Source organism: Streptomyces sp. NBC_00335 (genome assembly GCF_036127095.1).
Classification (GTDB): domain Bacteria; phylum Actinomycetota; class Actinomycetes; order Streptomycetales; family Streptomycetaceae; genus Streptomyces.
The window spans coordinates 2,993,253-3,008,958 of the sequence record NZ_CP108006.1 but is presented as its reverse complement, the minus strand read 5'-3'; the positions used below and the strand labels follow the sequence as shown (position 1 = coordinate 3,008,958).

9 protein-coding genes are annotated in these 15,706 nt (G+C 72.9%); 2 read left to right on the top strand and 7 right to left on the bottom strand.

What is annotated here, in order from left to right:
• Positions 1 to 41: 41 nt before the first annotated feature.
• The 7 genes from OHA37_RS13215 to OHA37_RS13185 all read right to left on the bottom strand — a co-directional run bounded on the left by OHA37_RS13215 (position 42) and on the right by OHA37_RS13185 (position 10,400).
• Positions 42 to 770, bottom strand: coding sequence for a PspA/IM30 family protein (locus OHA37_RS13215; RefSeq protein ID WP_266904860.1), 729 nt, complete (start codon positions 768 to 770; stop codon positions 42 to 44).
• Positions 771 to 821: 51 nt separating this feature from the next.
• Complete coding sequence (locus OHA37_RS13210; RefSeq protein WP_443046158.1) at positions 822 to 2,999, bottom strand: TPM domain-containing protein; 2,178 nt, start codon at positions 2,997 to 2,999, stop codon at positions 822 to 824.
• 51 nt (positions 3,000 to 3,050) lie between these two features.
• Positions 3,051 to 6,482 (bottom strand): protein kinase domain-containing protein, encoded by a 3,432-nt coding sequence (locus tag OHA37_RS13205; RefSeq protein WP_266904858.1) that lies wholly within the window; start codon positions 6,480 to 6,482, stop codon positions 3,051 to 3,053.
• An 84-nt stretch (positions 6,483 to 6,566) separates the two neighbouring features.
• Positions 6,567 to 7,340 carry a succinate dehydrogenase/fumarate reductase iron-sulfur subunit gene (locus OHA37_RS13200; RefSeq protein ID WP_266904856.1) on the bottom strand — a complete coding sequence of 258 codons (774 nt, stop codon included), beginning with the start codon at positions 7,338 to 7,340 and terminating at the stop codon, positions 6,567 to 6,569.
• Positions 7,337 to 9,250, bottom strand: a complete 1,914-nt coding sequence (locus OHA37_RS13195) for a fumarate reductase/succinate dehydrogenase flavoprotein subunit (protein ID WP_266904854.1) — start codon at positions 9,248 to 9,250, stop codon at positions 7,337 to 7,339. The genes OHA37_RS13200 and OHA37_RS13195 overlap by 4 nt, the downstream gene beginning before the upstream one ends.
• A complete protein-coding gene (locus OHA37_RS13190) occupies positions 9,250 to 10,074 on the bottom strand; it encodes a hypothetical protein (RefSeq protein ID WP_266904852.1) in 825 nt (274 codons plus the stop codon). Before OHA37_RS13190 ends, OHA37_RS13195 begins: the two co-directional genes overlap by 1 nt.
• Before the next feature lie 104 nt (positions 10,075 to 10,178).
• Positions 10,179 to 10,400, bottom strand: coding sequence for a hypothetical protein (locus tag OHA37_RS13185; protein ID WP_266904850.1), 222 nt, complete (start codon positions 10,398 to 10,400; stop codon positions 10,179 to 10,181).
• 361 nt (positions 10,401 to 10,761) lie between these two features.
• Here OHA37_RS13185 and OHA37_RS13180 point away from each other — a divergent pair, with 361 nt between their 5' ends.
• Positions 10,762 to 13,125 carry an ABC transporter family substrate-binding protein gene (locus tag OHA37_RS13180; protein WP_266904848.1) on the top strand — a complete coding sequence of 788 codons (2,364 nt, stop codon included), beginning with the start codon at positions 10,762 to 10,764 and terminating at the stop codon, positions 13,123 to 13,125.
• 318 nt (positions 13,126 to 13,443) lie between these two features.
• A complete protein-coding gene (typA, locus tag OHA37_RS13175) occupies positions 13,444 to 15,348 on the top strand; it encodes a translational GTPase TypA (RefSeq protein ID WP_266904846.1) in 1,905 nt (634 codons plus the stop codon).
• The last annotated feature ends 358 nt before the right edge of the window (positions 15,349 to 15,706 follow it).

Here is a 15,706-nt window from a genome sequence, read left to right as displayed (position 1 = left end):
CGGCCAGGCCCGGGGAGGTCCCGGGAGGTCCGGGGGAGGCTCTAATAGGGCTTGCTCAGGCTGCCGGTCTTCAGGGCGGCCAGGCGGGCCTCGATCTCCGAGGTCTTGCCGAGGTCGTCCAGGGACTCGAACTGGGCGTCCAGGGAGGAGGCGGCCAGCTCCTGCTTGCCCAGGGCCATGGCCTCCTCGCGGCGGACCTTCTCCTCGAAGCGGCCGATGTCGCTGGTCGGGTCCATCACGTCGATGTTCTTGACCGCGTCCATCATCGTGTTCTGCGCCTGAGCGGTCTTGGCCCGCGAGACCAGCTCGTCGCGCTTCGCCGTCAGCTCCGTCAGCTTGATCTTCATCGAGTCCAGGCCCGACTTCAGCTTGTCGACCACCTCGGTCTGGGAGGCGATCGTCGGCGCGGCCGTCTTCGCCTCCTTCTCCGACTGCATCTGGCGGCCGAGGGCGACCTTCGCCAGGTTGTCGAACTTGTCGGCGTCGGCGGCCGACCCGGACGTCCGCAGCTCGTCGGCCTTCTTGCTCGCCGCCAGGGCCTTGCCGCCCCACTCCGCGGCCGCGTCCACGTCCTCCTTGTGGTCCGCCTCCAGCATCCGCAGGTTGCCGATGGTGGTGGCGACGGCCTGCTCCGCCTCGGAGATGTTGTTCGTGTAGTCGCGGATCAGCTGGTCCAGCATCTTCTGCGGGTCCTCCGCCTGGTCCAGCAGGGAGTTGATGTTGGCCTTGGCGAGCTGGGTGACGCGGCCGAGGATGCTCTGCTTGCTCATGTGCGGTGTCTCCTTGGGAACGAAGGGGGAAAGGGAGGTTGGGAGAGTGCGTCAGAAGCGGCCGCCGCCGCCCATGCGGCCGCGGGTGCCCCCGCCGCCGAAGGAGCCGGGGCCGCGTCCGCCGCCCCCGCCGAAGCCGCCGCCGAAGCCGCCCCCGCCCCCGCCCCCGAAGCCGCCTCCGCCGCGGCCGCCGCCCAGGATCTCGCCGAGGATGATGCCGCCGAGCACCGCGCCGCCCATGCCGCCGCCCTGCTGCCGGCCGCCACCGCCGTACGGGTTCTGGTAGCCCCGTACGTCCTGTTCGGCCAGCTGCTGCGCCTGGCGCGCGAGCGAGTCCGCCTGCTGGGCCTCGGCGAGCGCGCCCGCCGGGTCCGAGCCCGCCAGGGACGTGGACCGCTCCAGGTGGCGCTGGGCCTCCGCCAGCCGGGTGCGGGCCTGGCTGCCGATCGCGCCCCGGCTGGTGGTGATGTAGTCCGTGGCCGCGCCGATCGCGCTGCGGGCCGTCAGCAGGGCCTGGTCGAGCAGGGCCGCGGCCCGCTGCCGGCCCGACTCCCGCTCGCGGGCCCCGGCCAGCGCCTCGTCGAGGGCCGCGTCGGCCTCCTCCACGCGGCGCAGCGCGTCCAGCGGGTCGTACCGGCCGGCGCCCTGCTCCTGGCGCACGTCGGCCAGTACGGCCTGCGCCCGGCTGATCCGGCCGCGCAGATCGGCCGTCGAGGTGCCCTCGGTGGTGCCGGTCAGCAGCCCGCTCGCGTCGGCGAGGTCGGTGTCCGTCTCGTTGAGCGCGCCCGTCAGTTTCCCGGCCGCCTCCGCCAGCTCCTGCGCGCGCCGCTCCACCGCGTCGACCAGGGTCGCCGCCTGGTCCACGGCGCCCTCGGCCGCCCGGACGTGCACGGCGGCCTTGCCGTTGTCGCCGGTGTCGATCGCGGCGCGGGCCTCGCCGAGGCTGGTCGTCGCGAACAGCAGCCGGTCCTTGGCCTGTTCGGGGTTGGAGGCCACCGGCGCCGCCGCGGAGTCCGCGTACTGGCGGCCGAGCGCCGTGAGGGTGGCCTCCGCCGTGGTCGTACGGCCCGTCAGGGCGCGGAAATGCGCCTCGACGGTCGCGAGCGCCTGAGGGGCGTTCTTCTCCAGGTCCCGCAGCCGGTCGAAGTCCGCCGACTCGGCGTCGAGCCGCCGGCTCGCCTCCGTACAGCGGGCCACGATCTCGTCGAGCATCCGGCGGCGGGTGGCGTCGTCCTCCGGGTACGCGTCGTCGAGCTGCTGGCGCAGCCGGAAGGCGGCCGTCAGCTCGCCCTTCCCGAACTCCACCGCCTGCGTGAAGGTCGCCACCGCCTCCTCGCCGAACTGGGCGGTGGCGAAGCCGAGTTCCTCGGTGCTGGTGCGGATCGCGTCGTCGGTCTCCACCAGCAGGGCCTTGGCCTTGGCGTCCAGCTCCGGCAGGGCGAGCGGGGCGGGGCCCGGCCCCGACCAGCCGGTGGTCTTCGAGCCGCCGCTGCCGCCGCCCGCCTGCTTGCGCTTGCGGCGGGTGTACGCGTACGCCCCGAGGGCGCCGGCCGCGCCGACCGCGACCACCGGGAGGACGAAGTCCCCGGCGCCGCTCTCGCCGCTCGCCGCGGCGCCTCCCGGGTCGGCCTCGCCGGGGACGACGGCCGGCACCGGTACCGGCTGTCCGCCCAGGACGGCGTCGTAGCCGCGCGCGGCCCCGATCGCGGCGCCCGCCCAGTCGTTCTGCTTGAGGGCCGGCTCGATGGCGGTCTGCGCGACCGCCGCGAGCTGCTCCTCGGTGAATCCTGAGTCGACATCGGCCGAATAGGCGTACTGCCTGGCCCCGGTGGCGACGGCCAGCAGGACGTCGTTCTGGCCGAGGCCGTTCTTCTGGGCGGTGGCATCGGCCCAGCTCTGCGCGGACCGGCCGGAGAAGTCGCGCACGTACGCGACGAACAGCTGGACCCTCCGGTCGGCGTACAGCTTGTCCAGCGCGGCGGTGACCTCGGGCCCCCGGTCGCCCAGGGCGCCCACGCGGTCGGTGATCTGCCCCTGCTGGGACAGGGTGACGGGATCGTCGGCCCGGGCGGCCGGGGCGGCGGCCGTCGTCCAGCCGGTGAGCGCGAGCAGCGCGGCGGCGAGGGCGAGGCCGGTCCGGACGGGTATCGCGGCGGTGGTGCGTCTCTTCGTGCTGCTTCTCGGCGGAGTCACATTTGGGAGGGTATGGGCGGTTTCCCACCCCCGCATCCGGAGACCTACGGGTGCGGGAGCGGGAAACCGGGCAGGGAGCCGGGGCGGCTACGGCAGGCCGTACGCCGCCAGTTCCGGGCGGGAGAGCACCAGGTGGTCCCCGATCAGCAGGGCCTCGGACGTGGCCGGCGGCGGGTGGTCCCAGTGCCGGCGCGGCCTGCCCGAGGAGGGGTCCAGGACCGCCACGTACGGATCCGAGGAGCGGCCGAGGAGACCGCGCCGCCCGCCCTGGGGGACCTTGACGTACAGGCCGCCGGGGCGCAGCCCCAGCAGTTCGAGCCCGCACCCCGCCCCGGCGCACCGGGCCACCTGGCGCTGCCAGCGCAGCGCGCCCGTCGCCGCGTCGAGCGCGAGGACCGTGTCCGAGCCGTCCCGGCCGTCCCGGCCCTCCGCCGCGTGCGAGGCCGCGTACACCGTGCGGCTCTCCCGGAGCAGGCCCTGCGCCAGGGCGCCCGGCGCGCAGCGCCACACCTCCCGGCCGGAGCCCTGGTCCAGGGCCAGCAGCGCGCCCCCGTCCAGGAGGTGGACCAGGCCGCTCCCGGCGAGCCGCGGGTCGTGCAGCGTGCGCGCCGTGGGGCGGGACCGCTGGAAGGACCACACCGGGCGGCCGGTCGGCAGGTGCAGCGCCCGCAGCCGCAGATCGTCCGCGAGGACCAGGCAGTCGCCCACTGCGGCGGGGGAGCGCGTCGCCGGGTCGGGAACGGGCCGCTGCCACAGGATCTCGCCCGTCGCCGCCCGCAGTGCGGTCAGGTCCCCCGGCGCCCCGTGCACCAGCACCGGCCCGGCGCTGCGCAGGGTCGGCCCGGCAAGGCCCGCGCCCGCGGTGCCGGGCACCGGCTGCGTGCCGGGCAGGTCCCGCCACCAGCGCACCCGGCCGTCCCGCGGCTCGCGCGCCAGCAGCCGTACCTCCGGCGTGCCCCGCCGCCGCACTTCGACGTAGACCGTGCCGGCGTCCGCCGTGCAGGACACCAGGACCGGCCCGGCTCCGGGCAGGGGCGGCGCGGCCGCGCCCTCGTCGCCGTGGGCCGTCCAGCGGGTCGCGCCCACGTCGGCCCGTACGCAGCCCACCTCGGGCCCCGACCGCCACACCACATGGGCGCCGGCCGCGTACAGGGCGTCCGGCCGGGCACTGGTGTGCCAGGCGCGCACCCCTGCCGGCGCCCTCCCCCCGCCGGCCTTCCCGGTGGCGGCCGGGCCGCTCAGGACCGTGGCCCCCGGCGGTGGAGGGCTCCCGGGGTCGGCGGCGGCCTCCGCCAGCCAGGGCGTCCCGCCCGCCGCCACGCACTCCCGGGCGATCCGGGCCAGCGCGCGCGCCCGCTGTTCCGCGTTCGGCAGGTTGCGGGCCCGGCCGGCGCGCTCCCGCGCCGCCGCCGGGTCCAGCGGCGGCCGCGCCTCCCGCTCGACGCCGGCCCGGGCCCGGGCCAGCGAGGCCAGGGCGTGGTCGGCCTTCTCGTCCTCGGCCTCCTGCGGGTGGCGGCGCAGCAGCCCGGCGGCTTGGTTGCGCAGCCGCTCCGCCTGTACGAGCTGCCCCCGCTCGGCGTGGTGCGCGGCCTCCTCGCGCAGCCAGGCCGCCCGCTCCTCCAGGAACCGGGGCAGCTCCTCCTCGGCCTGCGCCAGCGCCCGGGCCCCGCCCGCCGGGTCCCCGGCACCGGCACGGTCGCGCGCCACCTGGCACAGCGCCAGCAGCCGGCCCCCGGCGGAGCCGATGCGCTCGCTCAGGCGCAGGGCCGCCGCCAGGTCGTTGGGGGCGACGGCCAGCACCATGTCGTAGGTGGCGGCCCCGCGCAGCCCGGCGTCCCGGATCAGCGCGAGGCCCAGTTCGGCCTCGGCGGGATCGGCCGCCGCGACGGCCGTGGCGATGCGGGCGGCGAGCCGCTTCTCGGCCGGACCGTCCGCGAAGTGGTCCGCCGCGATCTGCGCGGCCCGCTCCGGCGCGACCCTGGCCAGCTCTTCCGCCACCGCGCGCAGCGGGCCCGACCGGTTGGATCCGAACACGGTGAACAGCGCCTGCTGCGCGTCGGTCAGCAGTCGCCGGGCCCGCGCCGGGGCGTGGGTGGAGGTGTCCTTGGCCAGCTCGGTCAGCAACCGGGCCGACCGCGCGCCGTCGCCCCCGCCGCCCTCCCACGCCGCCGCCTCGGCTTCGGCCAGCAGCCGCCCGGCGAGCCCGCCGTCGAAGCGTGCCGCGGCATCGGCGGCGACGGCCAGCACCTCGATCCGCGCCTCGGCGCCGGCGGGCAGCGCGCGCAGCGACTCCTCGGCCTCCAGCAGCAGTTCCCGTACGAACTCCCGTACGGGAGCGGGAACGGGCCCGGTGTCCGGCACGGCGGCGGGCCCGAAAGAGCCCCCGGCATCCGGCGCGGCGGGCCCGAAGACACCTGCGGTGTCCGGAGCGGGGATCGGCCCGAAACTGCCCCCGGTGTCCGGCACGGAGACCGGCCCGATCCCGCCCCCGGTGTCCGGCGCGGGCACGGAGACCGGCCCGAAGGAGCCCCCGGGAACCCCGACCGGTTCCGCCCGGTACGGCACGGGCTCCGGCGACGCCTGCGACGCAGGCGACCCCGGCGAACCCGGGCCCCCCGAGGCCGCCGTACCGCCCGGAGCCGTCACGGCCGCACGCCCCACGGGCGCCTCCGAGCCCACCGGAGACCCCGACCCCGCCCCCGCCCGCAGCAGCGCCCGCAGCTCCCCGGCCACCACCTCCGCCGACTCCGGCCGGTCCGCCGGGGCCTTCTCCAGCAGCCGCAGCACCAGCCGCTCCACCTCCGGCGCGACCTGGGCGCCGGCCACGCGCAGCGGGAGCGGCGGATCCTCGATGTGCCGGCGCATCAGGACGTACGGGCTCTCGGCCTCCCCGAAGGGCGGCTCCCCGCTCAGCAGCGCGTACAGCACGCCCCCCAGCGCGTACAGATCGCACCGGGCGTCCACCCGCTCGCCCCGCCACTGTTCGGGGGCCATGTACGGCGGGCTGCCGAAGATCCGGCCGGTCACCGTCCAGCCGGCCGTGGCGTCCGAGGAGTGCGCGATGCCGAAGTCGCAGATCTTCAGCCGGCCCCCGGGCAGCAGGAAGAGGTTGGCGGGCTTCAAGTCCCGGTGGATCACCTTGAGTTCGTGCGCTGCGGCCAGCGCCTCGGCGGTCTGCGCGGCGAGGTCCAGCGCGACCGCCACCGGCATCCCGCCCGGGGCCCGGATCAGCGCCGTGCGCAGATCCTCGCCGGCGAGCAGCTCCATGACGATGAAGAGCCGCCCGTCCTCCTGGCCCACGTCGTGCACCACGGTGATGCCGGGGTGCTGGAGCCGCGCCCCGATCGTGGCCTCGCGCCGGAAGCGGGCGACCAGTTCGTCGTTCGTGGCCGCCTCCAGCAGTACCTTCACCGCCACGGCCCGCTCCAGCGCCGTGTCCCGCGCCCGCCACACCTCGCCCATGCCGCCCTGGCCGAGCCGCTGTTCGAGGCGGTACCGGCCCGCCAGCTGATCCCCCACCCGCACCGAGAAAGCCCCCTGACATGACGTCAACGACGTTGCTCAGGGGGCATTCTGTCGTGCGAAGTGAACAGCCGGGGGCGGCTACGAGCCGGAACGGCGCCCGATCTTGCTCCCCAGCCATACCAGTGGGTCGTACTTGCGGTCCACGGCCCGCTCCTTCAGCGGGATCAGGGCGTTGTCGGTGATCTTGATCCCCTCGGGGCAGACCTCCGTGCAGCACTTGGTGATGTTGCAGAGGCCGAGCCCGTGGTCCTCCTGCGCCGTGCGCTTGCGGTCCAGGCCCGCCTCGGCCGCCGCGTCCAGCGGGTGCATGTCCAGCTCCGCCACCCGCATCAGGAAGCGCGGACCGGCGAAGGCGCTCTTGTTCTCCTCGTGGTCACGCACCACGTGACAGGTGTCCTGGCACAGGAAGCACTCGATGCACTTCCTGAACTCCTGCGAGCGCTCCACGTCGATCTGCTGCATCCGGTACTCGCCCGGCGCCACCCCGGCGGGCGGCACGAAGGCGGGCACCTCGCGCGCCTTCTGGTAGTTGAAGGACACGTCCGTCACCAGGTCGCGGACGACCGGGAAGGCCCGCAGCGGGGTCACCGTGATCGTCTCCTCGCGGGAGAAGGTCGACATGCGCGTCATGCACATCAGCCGCGGCCGCCCGTTGACCTCCGCGCTGCACGAACCGCACTTGCCCGCCTTGCAGTTCCACCGCACCGCGAGGTCGGAGGCCTGCGTGGCCTGGAGCCGGTGGACGATGTCCAGGATCACCTCCCCGTCGTGCACCTCCACGGTGAAGTCGCGCAGCTCGCCACCCTCCGCGTCGCCCCGCCAGATCCGGAACGCGGCATCGTAGGTACTCACTCGTACAGCTCCTCTTCGGCGAGGTACTTGACCAGCTCTTCCTTCTCGAAGAGCGCGAGCAGGTCGGATCGGATGGGGTCGGTGCGCACCCGGGTCAGCTCGATCCGGTCCGCCGCGGGGTCCGACGGGGCCGGGGCGACGGGCCGGCACAAGAGGTTCACCGGCCGCCAGGAACGCTCCATCGCCGGGCAGTCCTCGCGGGTGTGCCCGCCCCGGCTCTCGGTGCGCTCCAGGGCCGCGCGGGCCACGCATTCGCTGACGAGCAGCATGTTGCGCAGGTCCAGCGCCAGGTGCCAGCCCGGGTTGAACTGCCGGTGCCCCTCGACCCCGGCCCGGGAGGCCCGTACGCGCAGGGTCGCGAGCTTCTCCAGGGCCTGGGCCATCTCGCCCTCGCGGCGGATGATCCCGACGAGGTCGTTCATGGCCGTCTGGAGCTCCTGGTGGAGGGTGTACGGGTTCTCCGCGCCCTCGGCGGCATGGAAGGGGGCCAGCGCCTCCTCCGCCGCCGCGTCGATCTGCGCCTGGGACACCTCGGGCCGCCCGCCGACGGCCGGGGCGTCCCGTGCCGCGTACTCGGCGGCGTGCAGCCCGGCCCGCCGGCCGAAGACCAGCAGGTCGGAGAGGGAGTTCCCGCCGAGCCGGTTCGAGCCGTGCATCCCGCCCGCGACCTCACCGGCGGCGAACAGGCCCGGCACCCCGAGGGTGGCGGCCGTATCGGACTCGACCGCGATGCCGCCCATCACGTAGTGGCAGGTCGGGCCGACCTCCATCGCCTCGGCGGTGATGTCCACGTCCGCCAGCTCCTTGAACTGGTGGTACATCGACGGGAGCCGCCGCTTGATCTTCTCGGCCGGCATCCGGGTGGACACGTCGAGGAACACCCCGCCGTGCGGGGAGCCGCGCCCGGCCTTGACCTCGGAGTTGATGGCGCGGGCCACCTCGTCGCGGGGGAGCAGCTCGGGCGGGCGCCGGTTGTGGTCCGGGTCCTCGTACCAGCGGTCGCCCTCCTCCTCGGACTGCGCGTACTTCTCCTTGAACACGTCCGGGATGTAATCGAACATGAACCGCTTGCCCTCGCTGTTGCGCAGCACCCCGCCGTCGCCGCGCACCGACTCGGTGACGAGGATCCCCTTCACCGAGGGCGGCCAGACCATGCCGGTCGGGTGGAACTGCACGAACTCCATGTTCAGCAGCGGGGCCCCGGCGAGCAGCGCGAGCGCGTGGCCGTCGCCGGTGTACTCCCAGGAGTTGGAGGTGGTCTTGAAGGACTTCCCGATCCCGCCCGTGGCCAGCACCACCGCCGGAGCCTCCAGGACGAAGAACCGCCCGGTCTCGCGCTCGTAGCAGAAGGTCCCGGAGACCCGCTCGCCGTCCTTCAGGATCCGCGTGACCGTGCACTCCTGGAAGACCTTGAGCCGGGCCTCGTAGTCCCCGTACTCCTTGAAGTCCTCCTGCTGGAGCTGGACGATCTTCTGCTGGAGCGTGCGGATCAGCTCCAGCCCGGTCCGGTCGCCGACGTGCGCGAGCCGCGGGTACTCGTGCCCGCCGAAGTTGCGCTGGGAGATCTTCCCGTCGGGCGTGCGGTCGAAGAGCGCGCCCCAGGTCTCCAGCTCCCAGACCCGGTCCGGGGCCTCCTTGGCGTGCAGCTCCGCCATCCGCCACTGGTTCAGGAACTTGCCGCCGCGCATGGTGTCGCGGAAGTGCACCTGCCAGTTGTCGCCCTCGTTGACGTTGCCCATGGAGGCGGCGATGCCGCCCTCCGCCATCACGGTGTGGGCCTTGCCGAAGAGGGATTTGCAGATCACGGCCGTACGGGCGCCCCGCTCGCGCGCCTCGATCGCGGCCCGCAGCCCGGCGCCGCCCGCGCCGACCACGACCACGTCCCACTGCTGCCGTTCCACTTGGGTCACTAGAAGATCCTCGGGTCGGAGAAGGCGCCGCTGGCCACCAGGTAGACGTAGAAGTCGCACGCGGCGACGCTGATCAGGGAGGCCCACGCGAGCTGCATGTGACGGGTGTTGAGACGGCTGATCCAGCCCCACAGGCGGTAGCGCACCGGGTGCTTGGAGAAGTGCTTGAGGCGGCCGCCCATGATGTGCCGGCAGGAGTGGCAGGACAGGGTGTAGGCCCAGATCAGCGCGATGTTGACGACGAACAGCACGGTGCCGAGGCCCATGTGGCCCCACTCGTAGTGCTCGTCGCGGAAGGTCAGCACGGTGTCGTAGGTGAGGATGCCCGCCACCGGCAGCGCCGCGTAGAAGAAGTACCGGTGCATGTTCTGGAAGATCAGCGGGAAGCGGGTCTCACCGCTGTACGAGGCGTGCGGCTCGGCGACCGCGCAGGCGGGCGGCGAGGCCCAGAAGCCCCGGTAGTAGGCCTTGCGGTAGTAGTAGCAGGTCAGCCGGAAGCCGAGCGGGAAGACCAGGATCAGCAGCGCGGGGGACAGGCCCCACCAGCTGCCGAAGAGGTCGAGGTTCGGGCCGCCGCGCATCTCCTGGCAGTTCTCCGCCAGGCAGGGGGAGTAGAAGGGCGAGACGTACGGCGCCGCGTAGTAGTCGGCGTTGGCGAAGGCCCGCCAGGTCGAGTAGACGATGAAGGCGAGCAGCCCGGCCGCGGTGCCGGCGGGGGAGAGCCACCACCGGTCGGTGCGCAGGTGCCGGGCTGCGATCGCGGCCCGCGAGGCGTCGTGGACGCCGCCGGGCCGCTGTGCCGGTGGTTGGGTGCCTGTGGCCAAGAGGGACTCCGAGTGGAGTGATGAGGGGTGCCCCGGGGACCCGGCCGCCGTCGCTGCGGGTGACCGGGTCCGGTGGAGCGGTGGGGTGTACGGGAGGGGGTGGGTCAGGGAGCGCGGCGGTCGCGGGCGCCGAGACCTTCGTCGTCGGCATCCGTCCACAGCGCGCTGTCGTACGGGGTGTCCGGGACGCTGACCATCGCGCCCGCGCCGGGGGGCCGGGAGGCGGCCGGCGCCTGCCGCGCGACATCCTTCTCCAGCTGCTCCACGGAGCGGACCAGCTCGTTCAGGTTGCGCCGTACGGCGGTCAAATCGTCTTGCAGGGACATGATTTGCCCTCACTTCACCTTGGGTGCGGTGGCAACGCTCATGTGCGCCTGCGAGTGTCGCGCCTCCCGTCCCCGGTTGTGAAGGGACGTGCAGCGATTGCGGGCGCGCAGGCGCGAACTGTGCGCCCCTCCCTGCCCCCATTTTCATCCCTCTTACGGGGGAACGCCCGTCCGGAAAGCAAGCCGGATTGGTCCGCACGGGTGGGGTTCGCGGCGTGGCGAGGGTCGGCTGCGACGGCTGTGGCGGGGCGTCGATTTCAGTGGGTTTCGGCACCCAGTGTGATCAGCTCCATATACCGCCGAACGTGATCGAAACATCCGCTTTCACGGCCCCCCACGCCCCGTCCCGGAGGTACCACCCATGTCCCAGAGAAGGCGCAGGTCCTTGGCGCTCCTGACCTCGGGAGTTCTTGCACTGCCGCTGCTCGCGGGCTGCGGCGCGGGTGAAGACGAGGGCGGCCCGGCGGCCGCCGGGCAGGACATCGCGGCCGCCACCCGCGACAAGGTCGCCGACGGCGGGGTGCTGCGGTGGGCCGTGGACTCCATGCCGGGCACCCTCAACGCCTTCCAGGCCGATGCGGACGCCACCACCAACCGGATCGCCGGGGCGGTACTGCCCCAGCTGTTCGTGCTGGACGGCAAGGGGCGGCCGGTGGCCAATCCCGACTACCTGGAGAAGGCCGAGGTCGTCGAGCGGGAGCCCAAGCAGGTCGTCCTGTACAAGCTCAACCAGCAGGCGGTCTGGAGCGACGGCCGCGAGATCGGCGCCGCCGACTTCGTCGCCCAGTGGCGGGCCCTGAACGGCAAGGACTCGGCGTACTGGACGGCGCGCAACGCCGGCTACGACCGGATCGAGAAGATCGAGCGCGGCAAGACGGACCTGGAGGTCAAGGTCACCTTCGTCAGGCCGTACGCCGACTGGCGCTCCCTCTTCAGCCCCCTTTACCCCAAGCAGGTCACCGGCACCCCCGAGGCTTTCAACGAGGGGGCCCGGGGCGCCCTGAAGGTCACCGCGGGCCCCTTCGGGCTCGGCGCCATCGACAAGAAGACCGGTACGGCCTCCCTGACCCGCAACCCGCGCTGGTGGGGCAGCCCCGCCAAGCTCGACACCCTGGTCCTGACCGCGGTGCCCCGCTCCGAACGCCCGGCCGCGCTGGCCGCCGGCAAGCTCGACCTGGCGGAGATCGACCGCACCGGGGCCGACCGGATCGCCCTGGCCCGCCGCGCGGCCGCCAAGGCGGACGGGTCCCACGGCCCGGCCGCCTCGGTGACGGCCGCGCAGGCCACCCTGTCGTGGGCGCTCGCCTTCGGACTGGACGAGGACAAGGCCAAGGAAGCGCAGGCCGTCCGCCAGAAGCACACGGAGTCGGTGAAGCGGTACGCCGAGGAGCAGGGCGCCCTGCGCGGCTTCACCGTCCGCAAGTCCCTGGAGCCCGCCTACACCCAGCTCGCGATGAACGGCGCGAGCGGCCCGCTCGCCGACGAGCGGGTGCGCCGCGCCGTGGCCCGCGCCCTGGACCGCCAGGCGCTCGCCGACATCGTCCTCAAGCCCCTGGGCCTGCCCGCGAAGCCGGTGGGCAGCCACCTCGCGCTGGCCGGGCAGCAGGCGTACGCCGACAACAGCGACGCCCTCGGCGGCCAGGACACCCAGGCCTCGCAGGCCCTGCTCGCGGACGCCGGCTGGCGCCGCGGCGGCAAGATCACCGCGCCGGCGGGCGCCAAGGCGGGCTCGGAGGCCGCCAAGGAGACGGACGACTCCAAGACCCCGGCGGCCGCGGCGGCGCCGGCCTCGGGCCCGGGCACCGGGAACGACGGCCTCTACATCGTCGGCCAGGACGACGGGCTGGGCGGCGACGGGCAGCCCGGCCAGGACGGGGAGATCGTCGACGCCGACGCCTTCGCGGAGGACGGCCAGGGCCGCCGCAGCGACCCCTCCCCGGTGCTCGCCCCGGCCCCGTTCGCGGCCCTCCAGGAGCAGCACCTGCGCACCCAGGCCGAGGCCCAGGCCGACGCCGTGGACGGCTCCGCCGACGGCTCCGCCGACGACGGCAAGCGCAGCCCGGCCCTGGACGCCGAAGCCGCGGCCGAACCGGCGGCCCAGGACGGGGCGAGCCCCGCCCCGGCCCCCGCGAAGCAGGCCGTGCGCACCTCCGGCAACGTCCTCGCCAAGGACGGCAAGCCGCTCGCCCTGCGCTTCGTCCTGCCGGCCGGCCCCGGTGCGGAGGCGCTGCGCACGGTCGGCGAGCGGATCTCGCAGATGCTCCAGAAGGTCGGCGTGCAGACCGAGCTGACCAAGGTGGCCGACGAGAGCTTCTTCAAGGACCACATCGCCTCGGGCCAGTACGACCTGGCGCTCTACTCGTGGCCCGCGACCGCCTACCCGGCCACCGACGCCCGGCCCATCTTCGCCAAGCCGGAGCCGGCCGCCGACGGCTCGCTGCTGGTCGAACAGAACTACACCCGGGTCGGCACCGACCACATCGACCAGCTCTTCGACCAGGCGCTCGGCGAGCTGGACGAGGCGGCCTCCCGCGACCTGATGCGCAAGGCGGACGCCCGGATCTGGGCGACGGCCGGTTCCATCCCGCTCTACCAGCGTCCCGAGCTGGTGGCCGTGAAGCCCGGCCTCGCCAACGCGGGCGCCTTCGGCCTCGGAGCCCCGCGCTACCAGGACATCGGCTGGAAGAAGGCGGCCGCGGCCAAGAACAAGAACGAGAAGAAGTGATGACGAAGGGGTGCATCGGGGGTTGATTCGAAGGCCTCAACCTCAGATGTGACTCAAGTCCCTTGCCCGCCGGATACCCGGCGGGCAAGGTCGTGCGTACCCGTTGACCCGCATGTTTACCGGTTCCACCCCAGGCCGGGTCCCCCCACCCAGGACCCGGCCCCGCTCAGTCGTCCGGCCTCTTGACAGACCCCCCGGCAGGCAGTTCCCGCCAGCCGACGTACGATGGGGTAAGGCCGTGGCAGGTTTTCCGCCCGGTCGAGGCGCGCGTGCCGGACCGTACGCGTCGCCATCCACGATCCCGGGAGAAGCGCCGAAGTGCCCACGCGCCACGACATCCGTAACGTCGCCATCGTCGCCCACGTCGACCATGGCAAGACGACCATCGTCGATGCCATGCTCAAGCAGGCCGGTGCCTTCGCCGCCCACCAGCACCTCGACGACCGCATGATGGACTCGAACGACCTGGAGCGTGAGAAGGGCATCACGATCCTCGCCAAGAACACGGCGGTGAAGTACCACCCGAAGGACGGGTCGGCCCCGATCACGATCAACATCATCGACACCCCCGGCCACGCCGACTTCGGTGGTGAGGTCGAGCGCGGTCTGTCGATGGTGGACGCCGTCGTCCTGCTGGTGGACGCCTCCGAGGGTCCCCTGCCCCAGACCCGCTTCGTCCTGCGCAAGGCCCTGCAGGCGAAGATGCCGGTCATCCTCTGCATCAACAAGACGGACCGTCCGGACTCCCGGATCGACGAGGTCGTCAACGAGACGTACGACCTCTTCCTCGACCTGGACGCCGACGAGGACCAGATCGAGTTCCCGATCGTCTACGCCTGTGGCCGTGACGGCGTGGCCTCGCTGACCAAGCCCGAGGACGGCACCGTCCCCGCGGACAGCGACAGCCTGGAGCCCTTCTTCTCCACCATCCTGGCCCACGTCCCGGCCCCGGTGTACGACGAGGAGGCCCCTCTCCAGGCCCACGTCACCAACCTGGACGCGGACAACTTCCTCGGCCGCATCGCGCTGGTGCGCGTCGAGCAGGGCGAGCTCCGCAAGGGCCAGACCGTCGCGTGGATCAAGCGTGACGGCACCATCTCCAACGTCCGCATCACCGAGCTGATGATGACCGAGGCGCTCACCCGCAAGCCGGCCGAGGTGGCGGGCCCGGGTGACATCTGCGCGGTGGCCGGTTTCCCCGACATCATGATCGGCGAGACCCTGGCCGACCCGGAGAACCCGATCGCGCTTCCGCTGATCTCGGTCGACGAGCCGGCGATCTCGATGACCATCGGTACGAACACCTCCCCGATGGTCGGCCGAGGCGGCAGCGGCAAGGGCGCGGACGCCAAGTCCGCGGTCAAGGACCGCAAGGTCACCGCCCGCCAGGTCAAGGACCGTCTGGACCGCGAGCTGGTCGGTAACGTCTCGCTCCGCGTCCTGGACACCGAGCGTCCCGACGCCTGGGAGGTCCAGGGCCGTGGTGAGCTCGCGCTCGCCATCCTGGTCGAGCAGATGCGCCGCGAGGGCTTCGAGCTGACCATCGGCAAGCCGCAGGTGGTCACCCAGGTGATCGACGGCAAGGTGCACGAGCCGGTCGAGCGCATGACGGTCGACGTCCCCGAGGAGCACATGGGCGCGGTCACGCAGCTCATGGGCGTCCGCAAGGGCCGCATGGACAACATGTCGAACCACGGCTCCGGCTGGGTCCGCATGGAGTTCGTCGTCCCGTCCCGCGGCCTCATCGGCTTCCGTACCGAGTTCCTGACCGGTACGCGCGGCACGGGCATCGCCCACTCGATCCACGAGGGCCTGGAGCCGTGGTTCGGCCCGCTGGTGACCCGTAACAACGGTTCGCTGGTCGCCGACCGCTCCGGTTCGGTCACGCCGTTCGCGATGATCAACCTGCAGGAGCGCGGTGTCCTGTTCACCGAGCCCGGCACCGAGGTGTACGAGGGCATGATCGTCGGCGAGAACTCGCGCGCCGACGACATGGACGTGAACATCACCAAGGAGAAGAAGCTCACCAACATGCGTGCGGCTTCCGCGGACAACACCGAGAACGTGGTGCCCCCGCGCAGGCTCTCCCTGGAGCAGTCCCTGGAGTTCTGCCGCGACGACGAATGCGTCGAGGTGACCCCGGAGGCCGTCCGCATCCGCAAGGTCGTCCTGGACCAGAAGGACCGCTCGCGCACCGCTTCGCGCGCCAAGTCCGGCAAGTAGTCGCGTAGGACCTAGGTCACACCTGGGTCCTGCCGGTACCGGCTTTTGTGAACAGCCCCCTTCGTCACGTACACCGTGACGAAGGGGGCTGTTCGCTTTTGTCAAGCGGATTGTTTCGGTCCGGTGTCCGCATACCGACCGTGACACTCCGGAAGAAGAGCTAACAGTCCGTTTCGTTCATGTCTGTCTCCTATCCGTTTGTCCGGATTTCGGGTTTTAGCCGTAGTGCGATGTTGTGAAAACGAGACCACTTAAGTGTGGTTTACGGTCAGGCAGTCCCTGAGGATGGCTCCATTGAGCTCGGGTCAATGGGTCACACGCTGTGGGGAGCGTCGACTCACGAGCACACTCGGGACAC

What these genes read in the sequence shown, in the direction of transcription:
- OHA37_RS13215 (WP_266904860.1), bottom strand. Translation starts at nt 770, where the DNA reads ATGAGCAAGCAGAGCATCCTCGGCCGCGTCACCCAGCTCGCCAAGGCC.
- OHA37_RS13180 (WP_266904848.1), top strand. Translation starts at nt 10,762, where the DNA reads ATGTCCCAGAGAAGGCGCAGGTCCTTGGCGCTCCTGACCTCGGGAGTT.
- OHA37_RS13185 (WP_266904850.1), bottom strand. Translation starts at nt 10,400, where the DNA reads ATGTCCCTGCAAGACGATTTGACCGCCGTACGGCGCAACCTGAACGAG.
- OHA37_RS13210 (WP_443046158.1), bottom strand. Translation starts at nt 2,999, where the DNA reads ATGCGGGGGTGGGAAACCGCCCATACCCTCCCAAATGTGACTCCGCCG.